We start from the raw sequence: 13,434 nt of genomic DNA, 5'->3' as shown, positions 1-13,434 counted from the left end.
GAGGCGAGGAACGCCGCGAGGGCGGCCCGGGAGATCCCGGACCGCCCTGGGCGGGTGTGCGAGGGTCAGACCTGCTCGAGCGTGAAGTCCACGTCGAAGGAAGCCGTCTCGCCCTGCACCCGGTCAGGAGCCGACCCCGGCGTCCCGCGCCCGGGCGACGGCCCCCGCGCGCGTGCTCACCCCCAGCTTCAGCAGCACGTTGGACACGTGGTTCTGCACGGTCTTCACGCTGATCCCCAACCGCTCGGCGATGGCGTCGTTCGAGACGCCGGCCGCGATCCGCTCGAGCACGTCGTGCTCCCGCTCGGTCAGCTGGGGGAACGGGGAGCGCTGGGCAGGGCCGCCCGAGAGCAGCGCCCCGGCGACGGCCGGGTCGAGGATCGCCTGGTCGGCGTGCACCGCCTCGATCGCCCGGAGGATGTCGTCGGGCGGGGCGTCCTTGACGACGTACCCGCGGGCACCCGCCCGCAGGGCCTCACCCACCCGCCGCGAGTCGGCGTGCATGGTCAGCACGAGGACCCGCGCGACCGGGCACTCCCGCACGATCCGTTCCGTCGCGCGGACACCGCCGCCACCGGGCATGTCGAGGTCCATGACGACGACGTCCGGCGTCAGCTCCACGACTGCGGCGACGGCTGCCTCGGTGTCGGCAGCCTCGCCCACCACCTCGACGCCGTCGACCGTGTCGAGGAGTCGGCGCATCCCAAGGCGGAAGACCGAGTGGTCGTCGGCCACGACGACCCGGATCGGCTGGGCGGCGTCGCGCACGGGGCATCCTCCAGGGGGAACGTGGCGTGCAGCCGCGAGCCGCCGCCGGGTCGGGAGCCGAGGGTGAACGACCCGCCGAGCTCGAGGGCACGCCGCCGCATCGAGCCGATCCCCACGCCGGCCACGTAGGGCTCGGCCAGCCCCGCGCCGTCGTCGGTCACCTCGATGTCGAGAACCGCGCCGTCGCGCGCCATGCGCACGGTCGCGTGCCGGGCACCGGCATGGCGCACGACGTTGGTCACCGCCTCCAGGACGAGCACGTAGGCGGCCTCCTGGACGTCGTCGGGCAGGCGGTCGGCGACGTCCCCGGTGAGCCGGATGGACGGCGTCCCCTTGAGCTGGGTCAGCCGGTCGAGGTGGTCGCGCACCGCCTCCTGCAGGCCGAGCTCCAGCAGCCGGGCCGGTTGCAGCCGGTCGACGATCTGCCGCACCTCGGCCGACGCGCTGCGCAGCTGTCCGGCGACCTCACCGAGGCCGTCGGCCGCCGGACCGTCGCCGGCAGCGCTCCGGCGCATGGCGTCGACGGTCAGCCCCGTCCCGACGAGGAGGGGCATGAGCCGGTCGTGCAGCTCGCGCCGCAGCCGGTCCCGCTCCGCGCCGGCGGCCCGGGACGCCCGTTCCGCGGCGGCCCGCAGGTCCCGCCGCAGCCGGGCGGCGTGCACCGCCGCGGCCACCTGGTGGGCCAGTTCGGTGAGCAGCGCCGCATCCGCCCGGCCGAACGGCACACCGGGGTCGCGCAGCCCGACGGTCAGCGTGCCCAGCAGCTCCGACCGGTGGACCAGCGGGAAGGAGACGTCGTCCGGGCCGCGGGGGCCGACCCGGCCGATCTCCCGTGGCTCCCCGTCGGTGAGCAGCGCCAGCCCGACCGCCCGCGTCCGCACCAGCCGGGGCACCACGTCGGTCACGACGGCGGCCAGCTCGGCGTCGCCGTCGGCGTCCCCCAGCCGGTCCCGGAGCACCGCCAGCGCCTCGAGCGGTTCGTCCCGGCGACCGAAGAGCAGCCGGGTCGTTGCGCGCTGCAGCCGGCGGCGCGCCGGTTCGGCCAGCGCCGCGACGACGACCGCGGCGACCAGTGCCGCCCGTTCCGACGGGGTCGTGCCGGTGGCCGCGGCGACCGCCAGGTAGGTGAGGAAGACCAGGCCGGTCACCCCGGCGAAGACCGTCGTCCGCCGGATGGCGAGGTCGACGTCGTAGAGCCGGTAGCGCACCACGGCCAGGCCCACGGCGCCGACCAGCGAGAGGGGCACCATCAGGAACGCGGCCTGCCTGGCGTGGTAAGGCAGCAGGTCGGCGACGGCGTACAGCAGCACGACGAGCAGCGCCGCCAGCAGGAGGTACTTGATCTGCTGGCGGGCCAGGCCGTCCGACCTGCGCCACCGCTGGACCAGGCCGGCCACCGCGGCTGCCCCGGCGAGGATCCACAGCGGGCCTCCCACGGTCACCGCCAGCAGGTCGGACCGGAGGGCCGAGCCCGCACCGACGACGACCGTCGCCGTCCAGCCGAGCCAGACGACGGGCCGCCACCGCGGGGTCGGTGCCCGTCCGTCGGGGAAGACGGCGAGCAGCACGGTGGTCAGGGGCACGACGGCGAACGCCCACAGCCACTCGTCCGACGCGCGGCCGACCACGTCCGCCGCCGGCCACCCCCAGCGCAGGCCGGCGACCGCGTACCCGCCGCCCCCGATCGTCGCGGCCATCACCGTCCCGGCCCCGAGGAGCAGCAGCCCGACCGGCCGTCCCTGCGGACGCCGGGCCAGCGGTGTCCCGACGCCCACGAGAACCAGCGCCACGACCACCGGCGTGACCAGACCCCAGCCGAGCGAGGCGCGCAGCCCGTCGGCCGCGACGAGCAGGGCGAGGCCCAGGACCGTCGCGGCCGCGGCTGCCGCGGCTGCCGCGGCGAGCGTCCGCACGGGGTCAGGGTGCGGTCGCGGCCACCGGGCTGTCCACCGACGAGGGGCGCCAGCGGTTCCGGACGACGAGCAGGGTGCCGAGAACGGCGCCGACCACCAGGGCGCCGAACGGCAGCCAGGCCGCCACGGGCAGCGCGATGACCAGGAGTCCCTGCCACCGCGGCAACGCCGGGTCGCGCAGCATGGCGATCCCCGCGAGGACCAGTCCGGGCATCAGCAAGTAGGCCAGCCACTCGACGGCCATGAAGCCCCTCGGCAGATCGCCGCGGCCGAGCACCCCCTGGACCAGCGCGCCGGCCGTGACGACCGCGTAGGTCAGCGGTCCACCGACCAGGTTCAGCCAGGCGCCCACCCGGCCGATCCGGCCGTGGGTCTCCCGGCGGCGGGCCCACAGGATCAGCCCGACCAGGGGAAGGAAGGTCCAATACCACATGACCGTCAGCCTGGCGACCCACTGGGGCCACTCCTCCTGGCCGGGTGCGTGCATGTGCACGACCAGCTCGTCGTGCACGGGGATCAGCGCCCCGCCGACGACGAGCAGGAGGGCGACGGCGGGGTCCGGGACGCGGGCGAGGGAGCGCCAGATGGCTGTCATGGCCGAGAGCGTCGGGGCGGTTCTTCCCGGAGGGACAGGGAGCAGGACCCCGGGCCACCGGGAGGATGCGGCGGGGGTCCTCTCCTGCGGGGCCGTCCTCGCGGTGCGGCCGCCGTCCCACCCGCTCGACGCGCAGTCGGCGCCGGCGCCGTGAGGTCGGCGATCATGGACCGGCGTGGCCTCCACGCAGGCGCCAACTGATTCACTGACCGGCATGGACCTGCCCGTGCTGCCGCCGGTCAAGCCGATGCTGGCCAAGGCGTCGACCAAGCTGCCCACCGCCGAGGGACTGTTCTACGAGCCCAAGTGGGACGGCTTCCGCTGCATCGTCTTCCGCGACGGCGACGAGGTGGAGCTCGGCAGCCGCAACGAGCGCCCGCTCACCCGGTACTTCCCGGAGGTGGTCGAGGCGGTGAAGGCCGCACTGCCCGAGCGCTGCGTGGTCGACGGCGAGATCGTCGTCCCGCAGGGCGACCGGCTGCACTTCGAGGCGCTGCTGCAGCGGATCCACCCGGCCGAGTCGCGGGTCACGCTGCTGGCCGAGCAGACCCCGGCGTCCTTCGTGGCCTTCGACCTGCTGGCGATCGGCGACGATTCGCTGATGGAGACCCCGTTCGGCGAGCGGCAGGCCCGGCTGCGCGAGGTCATCGGCGCGGGCACCGAGTCGGTCCACGTCACCGCCATCACGCAGGACGCCGGCATCGCGCAGCGCTGGTTCCAGGAGTTCGAGGGCGCCGGGCTCGACGGCGTCGTCGCCAAGCCCGCGGACCTGCCCTACGGCCCCGACCAGCGGCTGATGACCAAGGTCAAGCACGTGCGCACCGCCGACTGCGTGGTCGCCGGCTTCCGCTGGCACAAGAGCGGCCCGGTGGTGGGATCGCTCCTGCTCGGCCTCTACAACGACGCCGGGGATCTCCAGCACATCGGCGTCGCGGCGTCCTTCCCGATGGCCCGGCGGGCCGAGCTGGTGGAGGAGCTGGCGCCCTACCGGGCCGACGCGCTCGCGGGGCACCCCTGGCAGGACTGGGCGAACGCCGAGACCAACGGCGACGGCGAGCACCGCATGCCGGGGGCGCAGAGCCGCTGGAACGCCGGCAAGGACCTCTCCTGGGTGCCGCTGCGCCCGGAGCTGGTGATCGAGATCAAGTACGACCAGCTCGAGGGGCGCCGGTTGCGGCACACCGGCCACTTCCTCCGCTGGCGCACCGACCGGGAGCCGCGCAGCTGCACCTACGACCAGCTGGAGGTGCCGGTGAGGTACGACCTGGCCGAGGTCTTCGCGGGGTGACCGGCCTGTCGCGGACCCGGCGGAGCCGTTTCGCGACCTAGAGTCACCACCCGTGTCGAATCGCGCGGGAGACCTGGTGCGGACGACGGCCCGCGGTGTGGGCCAGGCGTTCCTCACCGTCGGCTTCGTGCTGCTGCTCTTCGTCGTCTACGAGCTGTGGGTGACCGACCTCCAGAGCGCCGCCGCCCAGGAGGAGCTCACCACCGACCTGCGCGAGGAGTGGAGCCGGGCGACGCCCGCCGACCGGGCCGTGCCGACCGAGCTGACCTCCGGCGAGGCGTTCGCGTTCCTGCACATCCCGCGGCTGGGCGAGGACTACGCCCGCGCCGTCGTCGAGGGCACCGCCGCCGAGGACCTGGAGCAGGGTCCCGGCCACTACACCGGCACCGCGATGCCCGGCGAGCAGGGCAACTTCGCCGTCGCCGGCCACCGGGTGGGCCGCGGGTCGCCGTTCCTGGAGCTCGACGAGATGCGCCCCGGTGACCCGATCGTCGTGGAGACCGCCGACAGCTGGTTCGTCTACCGCGTCCTCGGCGACCCCGTGACCGGGGACCCGGCCGGCGGCCCCGTGCCGGGCCAGCACATCGTGTCGCCGAGCGACGTCTCGGTGATCGCCCCCACCCCCGGCGGCGTGGACGACGGCCCGACGACCGGCGCGTACCTGACGCTGACCACCTGCCACCCCGAGTACTCCGCGCGGCAGCGGCTGATCGTGCACGCCGTCCTCGACGGTGCGCCGATCGCCCGCGCCGAGGCCCCCGCCGGTCCGCCGGCACTGCGCGGAGAGTGAGGACGACCGACCGTGTACACCTGGATCTGGCGGCACCTGCCGGGCGGCACCGCCGCCAGGACGTTGCTCTCCCTCGTGCTCGTGGTTGCGGTGAGCGCGCTGTTGCTCTTCGTCGTCTTCCCGTGGGCGGAGCCGTACGTGCCCTTCGCCGACGTCACCGTCGACCAGTGACGGCCCGCCGCCGGGAGCTGTGACCCGGCGGACTACTCGGTGCGGGGCGGCGCCCCGCCTCATACGCTCGTGATCATGCGCCTGTCCCCCGGCCTCGTCGCCGCAGCCTCCGCGCTGCTCGTGGCGGTCTCCGGCTGCACCTCGTTCTCCGACTCGACCGCGCCGGAGTCGTCCCCGGCGACGGAGTCCTCACCACCGGCCGAGCCGGAGGCGGCGGACATCACCTGGACCGACTGCAACGACCAGATCCAGCCGCTGGTCGCCGGCCGGCCGGGCAGCGAGCGGCCGCTCACCTTCGAGTGCGGCCGGACCGAGGTCCCGATCAGCTACGACGAGCCCGACGGCGCGACGATGCCGATCTTCCTGGTCCGCGCGCGGCTGGCCGGCCAGACCGACCGGATCGGCTCGCTCCTGCTCAACCCCGGCGGCCCTGGCGCCTCCGGCGCGGACGCCGCGATCGGGCGGGCGCTGACCCTCCCCGAGGACGTGCTGCGCCGCTTCGACCTCGTCGGCTTCGACCCGCGGGGCGTGGCGCTGTCGACGCCGGTCGAGTGCATCCCCGACGAGCTCAAGGACCGCATGATCGCCGCCGAGCCGCGCCCGGTCTCGGAGGAGCAGCTCGACGCGGTCTTCACGCTGACCCAGGAGGCCGCCGACGGGTGCGCCGAGGAGTACGGGGACGCGCTGGGCACGTTCAGCACCACCGCCACCGCCCGGGACATGGACCTGCTGCGCCAGGGACTCGGCGACGAGCAGCTGACCTTCCTCGGCTACTCCTACGGCACCACGCTGGGGTCGACCTACGCCGAGCTGTTCCCCGACCGGGTGCGGGCGCTCGTGCTCGACGCCGCGGTCGACCCGGACGCCGACCAGCGGGCCGACGCCGAGGCCGGCGCGGCCGGGTTCGAGGCCGGCTTCGACGCCTTCGCGGCCAACTGCACGCAGCTGGTCGCCGGCTGCCCCCTGGGTGGCGATCCGCGGGGGTTCGTCAACGACCTGCTGGCCCAGGCCGGCGCGGCCCCGATCCCCAGCGCCCGCGCGGGTGAGACACGGCAGGCCACTCCCGGCGTGATCATGACCGCCATCCAGGCCGCGCTCTACAGCACCACCGCCTGGCCGCAGCTGGCGCAGGGCCTGGCCGCCGCGGCGCAGGGCGACTCGCAGGCGCTGTTCTCGCTGGCCGACACCTACTACGGCCGGCTGCAGGACGGCACCTTCTCGAACCTGATCGACGCCAACATCGCGATCACCTGCGCCGACCGCGACCCCGGCCAGGAGCTGGCGGAGGAGGACATCCGGGCACTGGCCGCCGACTGGGGTCAGCGGTATCCGCTGTTCGGCGCCGGCGCCGCGGCCAGCCTCTACACCTGCACGGTGTGGGAGGCCGAGCGGACGCCGCTGCCCGAGCGGGACGCCCAGGGGGCGGCGCCGATCCTCGTCGTCGGCAACTCCGGTGACCCGGTCACGCCGTTGCCCGGGGCGGTGGACCTGGCCGAGGACCTCGAGTCCGCCGTGCTGCTCACCTGGCAGGGCCAGGGGCACACCGCCTACCCGAAGACCGACTGCGTCAGCGGGGCGGTCAACGCGTACCTGATCGACCTGACGGTGCCCGCGGAGGGGACGACCTGCCCGCTCTGACGGGGGTTCGTCCTAGGGTGCCCGGGTGACGAGCCACGGGTCGGGTCGGTGATGGCGTCGGCGAAGGACGCCGTCGTGCTGCAGGTGGACGGGCGGGAGGTGCGGGTCTCCAGTCCGGAGAAGCCGTACTTCGGCGAGCGCGGGATCCGGAAGATCGACGTCGTCGAGTACTTCATCAGCGTGGGCGACGGCATCCTGAACGCGCTGCGGAACCGGCCGACGACGCTCGAGCGGTGGCCCGGGGGTGTGTTCGAGGGAGCCCGCATCTCGACCCGCGTGGACAACACCGGCGACGCCTTCTACCAGAAGCGGGTGCCCAAGAACGCCCCCGACTGGGTGCCGACCGCGCACATCACCTTCCCCAGTGGCCGGACGGCGGACGAGATCGCGCCCGACTCGGTCGCCGTCGTCGCCTGGTGCGCCAACCTCGGCACGCTGACCTTCCACCCGTGGCCGGTGTCCAAGACCGACGTCGAGTCCCCCGACCAGATCCGCATCGACCTCGACCCGCAGCCGGGCACCGACTTCTCCGACGCGGTGTGGGTCGCCCCGCACGTGCGCGAGCTGCTGGCGGAGTTCGGCATGCAGGGCTGGCCGAAGACCTCCGGCGGCCGCGGGGTGCACATCTACGTGCCGATCCAGCCCCGCTGGACCTTCCCCGAGGTGCGCCGGGCGGTCATCGCATTCGGCCGGGAGCTGGAGCGGCGCCTCCCCGACCGCGTGACGATGTCGTGGTGGAAGGAGGAGCGCGGCGAGAAGATCTTCATCGACTACAACCAGATGGCCCGGGACCGCACGATCGCCTCGGCGTACTCGATCCGGCCCAAGTCGCACGCGCCGGTCTCCGCTCCCCTGGACTGGGACGAGCTGCCCGACGTCACGCCGTTCGACTTCGACGTCCTGACCATGCCGGCCCGCTTCAAGGAGGTCGGGGACAAGCACGCCACGCTGGCCGACCACGCGTTCGGGATCGAGCCGCTGCTGGAGCTCGCCGAGCGGCAGGAGAAGGACGCCGGCCTGGGCGACCTGCCCTATCCCCCGGACTACCCGAAGATGCCGGGCGAGCCGATGCGGGTGCAGCCGAGCCGCGCCAAGCGCGTGAGCAGCGAAAACGAGTGAGTTCTCGGTCCTCGACGGGCTAGCACAGCGCTCACTCGCCCGATAACCTGCCGCCGTGGCGATCCGGCTGGAGGACCTGCTGGCGTCCTTCCGGCGGCACCTGCGGGCCGCCGCCAAGGCACCCCGGACGATCGAGCTGTACAGCCAAAGCGTGCAGTACTTCAGCCGCTGGCTGACCGACCGCGGGCGCGAGCCGGTACTCGACGAGCTGACCCGGCACGCGATCAGCGCCTGGCTGGCCGAGCTGGCCGAGACGTGCGAGCCCTCCACAGTCGGCACGCGGCTGCGCGGGATGCGCCGGTTCTGCCGCTGGCTGGTCACTGAAGGAGAACTGGAGAAGGCCCCCACCGACGGCATCGAGATCCCCAGCCCGCCCGATAAGCCGGTGCCGATCCTCACCGACGACGAGATCGCCGCCCTGCTCAAGGCCTGCGCAGTCGGCCGCGGTCGGCCGGGCGTCTTCGACCGCGCTGTCTTCCTCGGCCGCCGCGACGAGGTGGTGCTGCGGCTGCTGCTAGACACCGGCGTGCGGGTGTCCGAGCTGTGCGGGCTCGCGCTGACCGACGTCGACCTGGACCGGGAGCTGGCCTACGTCACCGGCAAGGGCTCCCGCCCCCGGGTCGTGCCGTTCGGCGCCAAGACCGCCCAGGCCGTCGACCGCTACCTGCGGGTGCGCGCCCTGCATCCGCACGCCCGGTCCCCGCTGCTGCTCCTGGGGCAGCGCGGCCCGATGACCCCCGACGGAGCCCGCGACGTGCTGCACATCCGCGCCGGGCAAGCCGGCGTCGCCGACGTCCACCCGCACCGCTTCCGGCACACCTTCGCCCACCGCTGGCTGGCCGGCGGCGGGCAGGAGCGGGACCTGATGATGCTGGCCGGCTGGCGGTCGGACGACATGCTGTCCCGCTACGCCGCATCGACTGCCGTCGAGCGCGCCCACGACGCGCACCGGCGTCTCGGCCTGGGAGATCGACTATGAGCCGCGCAGGTGACTCCCAGATCAGCCGGGGATCGGCGCAGCGGGTCGCGCGCCAAGACAACTCGGCTGTGAGGGGCAGTTCTGGGGACACGGCCCATGTCCTTACCGGGACCTTCGAGCTGACCATGCCGGTGAGCCCGGCCAGCCGCTCGACCCGCAACGGCACGCCAGGGCGCCCGTACCGTTCCCGGCGGAGTACTGGAGAAGTAATGGAGGACCGCCCGCGAGGCTGCCCCTTCTCAGCCCTGTGGACCTCTGGTCTCCGCGAAGCAGGTCGCGCATCGGTCACGCCCCCCTCATGCGACCGGTGATCGTCGCGCTCGCGACACGCGCCGACTCGGCGGGCCGGTACGGGGGTCAGTCGGCAGCGCGAAGCTGGAGATGCCGCCGAGCAGCGATCCGCTGAGCGATGTCCTGCGACGTGAGCCCCAGGCGCTCCGCGGCCGCCCGGCTGTAGATGACGACGGCGTAGACGGCGTACTGCCACAGCGGGGTCTGCCACCAGCCGGCATCGCTCAGCAGGTCGGGCTGCAGGCCGCCGCGCATGCAGGCGGCCGCGTACAGGGCGTACTGGCTGTTGCGGTGCTCGACGCGGCCGCGAAAGGTGACCTCGGGCAGGTAGCCCTCGCGTAGCCCCTCGTACTCCAGCGGCTCGGCACCCGGCGGGCAGGCCAGGTCGAGCGCCGCGGCGGCGAGCTCCAGCAGGGCCACGTCCGGCGCGAAGCGGCCGGGCACGTGGTGTGGAGCCACCGCGTCGATGAGCTCATGGACGCTGTCACCCCGAGCAACGCCGGTGAGCATCGCGATCTGGGCCCGGCTGTGCAGAACGTCGAGGTTGATACCTACCCGTTTCGCCACGACTGCAGTGTCCCGCAGCGGGCTTGCCCACTCGGCTCGAGATCTCAAGGCGCTTGTGGCTACAACAGTCCATCAGGACCATGCTGCGCACCCACAGAACTGGGGCATTTGCCCGTTGGTCGTGCAATCGACATCCATGCGGCTCGGCAAGCGGAACCATTAATCGGGCGATTACCCGGATCTTCTTACCGTGGTTGTCCGCCACGCACCGATTCTGCCCCTGACGTGCAAGGTTCTAGCGACCTCACGTGGCGACCCGTACCGTGACGCACCGCCGATAGCCGCCATTTTTCAGGGGTAGATCATGGGCAGACCCGGTCTGGCGCTCGGGACCGCAGGCAAGATCCGGGTTCACGCCACGCCGTCCGGGCATCGCGCCGTCGCCTGGTACCGCGACTACGACGGCAGGTGCCGCCAGGTCGAACGCCACGCCACGAGCAAGGCTGCGGCTCAGGCGGCGCTGCGGCTCGCCCTTCGAGATCGTGCCCGGTTCGACGTCGGCGGCGAGATCAGCCCCAACACGCGAGTGAACGTGCTGGCCGAGGCTTGGTTCGCCGGCCTGAAGAATCTCAGCCCGACGACGATGCAGGCCTACCGCAACCGGCTGGATCAGCAGGTCCTCCCCGGCCTGGGCAACCTCCGGGTGCGCGAGCTCACGGTGGGCACGCTCGAGCGGCACCTGCGCCTCATCGCCGACAAGCACGGCCCTGCGATGGCGAAGATGACCAAGAGCGTCCTGAGTGGCGTCTGCGGTTTGGCAGCCCGTCATGACGCGCTCGAACGCAACCCCGTCCGTGACACCGGCGGCATCCAAGCCTCGGTCAAGAAGGCGCCCATGGCCCTGACCGCAGACGAGGCACGTCAGCTCCTCACCGGACTCGACGCCGACGTCGCGGCTGGGAAGGCCGACGTGCCCGACCTCGTGGCATTCATGCTCGCCACAGGGTGCCGCATCGGCGAAGCCGCGGCCGTGACGTGGGACGCGTTGGACCTCGACGCCGGGACCGTTGAGATCACCTCGACCATCGTCCGAGTGGCGGGTCAGGGTCTGGTACGCAAGGGCACCAAGACCGCCTCGGGCTCCCGCACGCTGCTTCTTCCGCCGTGGTGCATGGAGAGGCTGCGGAGCAGGGCCTCCTGTGTCGGCCGCTCGAAAGGTGGAGCGAGACACGAGGAGCCGGTGTTTCCTGCTCCGCTTGGCGGCTGGCGAGACCCTTCGAACACGCAGTCCGACCTGCGTGCCGCCTTCCACAACGTCGGCTTCGGCCACATCACCAGCCATGTCCTCCGGAAGACGACAGCGACGGTGCTCGACCACGCCGGCCTGTCCGCCCGTGCAATCGCCGACCAGCTCGGTCACGCCAACCCGAGCCTCACTCAGGATGTCTACCTCGGTCGCCAGGTGGCCTCTACCGGCGCCGCGGTGGCGCTCGAGGCGCTGCGACCCTCCGTCCCCGGCCACGACCGGGACGAGGGGCGACGCTGAATGAGTCGGGCCGTACGCCGCCCGGCGACAGTTCCCCTGCAGTAGTCCTCCAGTACGACGCCACTTTGAGCCTCGTCAACCACGCGGGCTCGTGCACCGCGATGCCTTGTCGAGTACCGGGTGCCTGAACGCGGACAGGAGGAAGACTCCAGACCGGTGGAGGAGCGTGCCTCCATGGACTCCCAAGTCGTGGCCAGAGAACCCGTGGGCCTCCACTCCGCCGAGACCGACGAGTTGCTGACCCCCGGCCAGGCCGGTGACTACCTGCGGACCGGCGAGCGGTTCATCCGCCGCCTCATCGCAGAGCGCCGCATCGACTACATCAAACTCGGCAGGCACGTCCGCGTGCAGCGATCGGTTCTCGACGCATTCATCGAATCCGGGCGGATCCCCCAGGCACCGGAACCCCGCTGACCGGGCGACGCACCGTTTACGTCACAGGGGAATCCACAGCCTGTGCAGACGCGTCCGCGTCGCTCCGCAGGTACTTACTGATCACTTCACCGAGCTGGCGGAGCTTGTTCACGTCGGCACGGTTCCGGGCCCACTCGCGGTAGGCCGTGTCGACGGGTTGGAAGCGGCGCCGAGCCTCAGCGACGGCCGGCCCCGCGCTCTCAGGGGAGACGAGTTCGGCGCGCGTAAGCCCGCCGACGCGAACCCCGTCCCGCCGCCGGTAGCGCTCCTGATAGGCGCCGTACCTGGTCGTCACCTTCACGAGAATGTCGGGTCCCGCGGCGCGGACGACGGTGCCAGTGGCGTGCCGGGCCCGACCGTGATCCGCGGCGGACTCGATGGTGACCGAGTCGCCCGGCGCCAGTGCGGCGAGCTGATCGACGCTCAACCTGTTCTCCGCGGCCACGAGTCCTCCCTCCGGTCCAACAAGCCCGGGGGGAAGCCGTGGCGGCTACAAGACTAGCTCCGCAACCGAGGGCGGCCGGGAGCTCACCTCAGCCGCAGCCGTTCCGGCGGCACCGTCGGCAGGTGCTTCCCCCGGCCCCACTCGTACTCGGCGACATACTCGACATCGGCACGCCAGCCGCGTCCGTCGTCGCACAACCGCCACGCCCGCTGAATGCCCGCCCACCAGCGTCCGTCGTGCTCGACCAGGACCGACCGGGGCGGGTCGTAGCTGCGTTCCTCCAGCAGGCGGATCGGGACGGCCATACCGGTGATGTACCCATGCCGACCCATGCGCCACGAGGCGCCACACGGTCGTGTGACGTGGCGTTACCGAGACGTTCCGTATGCCCGGAGATGAGCCATCGTGGATAGGTGACCCTGACGGCCCAAGCGGCGTACCCGTACGCCAACGAGGAGCGGGCGACCGCAGGGCTGCGGGGTCAGCTGCGGGAGCAGGCGGCAGCGGCCGGCCAACTGCCGGACTGGTCAACCCTCGCGGTGGCCGAGCCCACCGAGCACAGCGGCGCCCATGGCCGCCGCTGGTTCGAGTGGGTGGCCACGGTCGAGACACGGCCCGTGAACGCCGCCCCATGACCACCCAGCGCTGCACCGCCTACGTCACCGTGGCCGCCGGCCGGGACGTTCGTTGCACCGGCCGAGCGGGTCACGGCCCAGCTGAGGACATGCATCAGGGGCTTCTGCGGGTAACGCTCCCGGACGGCCGCGAGCACGCCGCCTCCCTGGTGTGGAGCACCTCGGCGAGCCCCTGGGAAGAAGAGATCCTCAATCGGTCGACGTAGCGACGGCAAGAACAGCCGGGGATGATGGGAATGCGGCACTCGAGGTCTTCGGCGACGTCGGCGCCGCCAATGCGCAAGAACCACGACGGGTGCCGTCAAGCGCAACCACAACTGCGACCAATGTCGACG

General features: G+C 72.6%; 15 protein-coding genes. 9 read left to right on the top strand and 6 right to left on the bottom strand.

Annotation, left to right across the window (positions count from 1 at the left end):
* Nucleotides 1-123: 123 nt before the first annotated feature.
* The 3 genes from MY520_RS10925 to MY520_RS10915 are packed head-to-tail and all read right to left on the bottom strand — an operon-like array spanning nt 124 to nt 3,276.
* Nucleotides 124-702 (bottom strand): response regulator, encoded by a 579-nt coding sequence (locus tag MY520_RS10925; RefSeq protein WP_436692114.1) that lies wholly within the window; start codon nt 700-702, stop codon nt 124-126.
* On the bottom strand, nt 612-2,681 hold the full coding sequence (locus MY520_RS10920) for a sensor histidine kinase (RefSeq protein ID WP_436692113.1): 2,070 nt from the start codon (nt 2,679-2,681) through the stop codon (nt 612-614). Before MY520_RS10920 ends, MY520_RS10925 begins: the two co-directional genes overlap by 91 nt.
* A gap of 4 nt (nt 2,682-2,685) precedes the next feature.
* Entirely contained in the window at nt 2,686-3,276 is a 591-nt protein-coding gene (locus MY520_RS10915) for a hypothetical protein (protein WP_436692112.1), read from the bottom strand.
* Nucleotides 3,277-3,490: 214 nt separating this feature from the next.
* Between MY520_RS10915 and MY520_RS10910 the strand changes: the two genes are divergently transcribed.
* From MY520_RS10910 to MY520_RS10885, 6 genes are all read left to right on the top strand, one after another.
* Nucleotides 3,491-4,564 (top strand): ATP-dependent DNA ligase, encoded by a 1,074-nt coding sequence (locus MY520_RS10910; RefSeq protein ID WP_436692111.1) that lies wholly within the window; start codon nt 3,491-3,493, stop codon nt 4,562-4,564.
* 52 nt (nt 4,565-4,616) lie between these two features.
* Entirely contained in the window at nt 4,617-5,354 is a 738-nt protein-coding gene (locus MY520_RS10905; RefSeq protein ID WP_436692110.1) for a class E sortase, read from the top strand.
* Nucleotides 5,355-5,366: 12 nt separating this feature from the next.
* Complete coding sequence (locus MY520_RS10900) at nt 5,367-5,525, top strand: hypothetical protein (protein WP_436692109.1); 159 nt, start codon at nt 5,367-5,369, stop codon at nt 5,523-5,525.
* A 75-nt stretch (nt 5,526-5,600) separates the two neighbouring features.
* Nucleotides 5,601-7,163, top strand: coding sequence for an alpha/beta hydrolase (locus MY520_RS10895; protein ID WP_436692108.1), 1,563 nt, complete (start codon nt 5,601-5,603; stop codon nt 7,161-7,163).
* A 51-nt stretch (nt 7,164-7,214) separates the two neighbouring features.
* A complete protein-coding gene (locus MY520_RS10890; protein ID WP_436692107.1) occupies nt 7,215-8,282 on the top strand; it encodes a DNA polymerase domain-containing protein in 1,068 nt (355 codons plus the stop codon).
* 55 nt (nt 8,283-8,337) lie between these two features.
* Complete coding sequence (locus MY520_RS10885) at nt 8,338-9,261, top strand: tyrosine-type recombinase/integrase (protein ID WP_436692106.1); 924 nt, start codon at nt 8,338-8,340, stop codon at nt 9,259-9,261.
* 357 nt (nt 9,262-9,618) lie between these two features.
* Here the strand turns inward: MY520_RS10885 and MY520_RS10880 are convergent, their stop codons facing one another.
* On the bottom strand, nt 9,619-10,119 hold the full coding sequence (locus MY520_RS10880) for a hypothetical protein (protein WP_436692105.1): 501 nt from the start codon (nt 10,117-10,119) through the stop codon (nt 9,619-9,621).
* A gap of 304 nt (nt 10,120-10,423) precedes the next feature.
* Between MY520_RS10880 and MY520_RS10875 the strand changes: the two genes are divergently transcribed.
* The gene (locus tag MY520_RS10875) at nt 10,424-11,605 is read left to right on the top strand and encodes a site-specific integrase (RefSeq protein ID WP_436692104.1); all 1,182 of its coding nucleotides are present in this window, start codon (nt 10,424-10,426) and stop codon (nt 11,603-11,605) included.
* A 174-nt stretch (nt 11,606-11,779) separates the two neighbouring features.
* The gene (locus MY520_RS10870; RefSeq protein ID WP_436692103.1) at nt 11,780-12,019 is read left to right on the top strand and encodes a helix-turn-helix domain-containing protein; all 240 of its coding nucleotides are present in this window, start codon (nt 11,780-11,782) and stop codon (nt 12,017-12,019) included.
* A gap of 16 nt (nt 12,020-12,035) precedes the next feature.
* Here MY520_RS10870 and MY520_RS10865 read toward each other — a convergent pair whose 3' ends face one another.
* Nucleotides 12,036-12,464: a hypothetical protein gene (locus tag MY520_RS10865; protein ID WP_436692102.1), complete on the bottom strand. Its 429-nt coding sequence runs from the start codon at nt 12,462-12,464 to the stop codon at nt 12,036-12,038.
* 83 nt (nt 12,465-12,547) lie between these two features.
* Nucleotides 12,548-12,769: a hypothetical protein gene (locus MY520_RS10860; RefSeq protein WP_436692101.1), complete on the bottom strand. Its 222-nt coding sequence runs from the start codon at nt 12,767-12,769 to the stop codon at nt 12,548-12,550.
* A 108-nt stretch (nt 12,770-12,877) separates the two neighbouring features.
* Between MY520_RS10860 and MY520_RS10855 the strand changes: the two genes are divergently transcribed.
* Nucleotides 12,878-13,099: a hypothetical protein gene (locus MY520_RS10855; RefSeq protein WP_436692100.1), complete on the top strand. Its 222-nt coding sequence runs from the start codon at nt 12,878-12,880 to the stop codon at nt 13,097-13,099.
* Nucleotides 13,100-13,434: the final 335 nt, after the last annotated feature.

Source organism: Geodermatophilus sp. CPCC 205506 (assembly GCF_051383635.1).
Lineage (GTDB): Bacteria > Actinomycetota > Actinomycetes > Mycobacteriales > Geodermatophilaceae > Geodermatophilus.
Note: the sequence above shows the minus strand (reverse complement) of the source record. Positions and strands in the feature narration are given on the sequence as shown.

Bases quoted from the DNA above. Each gene is read 5' to 3' on its own strand.
- MY520_RS10875 (WP_436692104.1), top strand. From the start codon at position 10,424: ATGGGCAGACCCGGTCTGGCGCTCGGGACCGCAGGCAAGATCCGGGTT.
- MY520_RS10870 (WP_436692103.1), top strand. From the start codon at position 11,780: ATGGACTCCCAAGTCGTGGCCAGAGAACCCGTGGGCCTCCACTCCGCC.
- MY520_RS10915 (WP_436692112.1), bottom strand. From the start codon at position 3,276: ATGACAGCCATCTGGCGCTCCCTCGCCCGCGTCCCGGACCCCGCCGTC.
- MY520_RS10890 (WP_436692107.1), top strand. From the start codon at position 7,215: ATGGCGTCGGCGAAGGACGCCGTCGTGCTGCAGGTGGACGGGCGGGAG.
- MY520_RS10910 (WP_436692111.1), top strand. From the start codon at position 3,491: ATGGACCTGCCCGTGCTGCCGCCGGTCAAGCCGATGCTGGCCAAGGCG.
- MY520_RS10925 (WP_436692114.1), bottom strand. From the start codon at position 702: ATGCGCCGACTCCTCGACACGGTCGACGGCGTCGAGGTGGTGGGCGAG.
- MY520_RS10895 (WP_436692108.1), top strand. From the start codon at position 5,601: ATGCGCCTGTCCCCCGGCCTCGTCGCCGCAGCCTCCGCGCTGCTCGTG.
- MY520_RS10860 (WP_436692101.1), bottom strand. From the start codon at position 12,769: ATGGCCGTCCCGATCCGCCTGCTGGAGGAACGCAGCTACGACCCGCCC.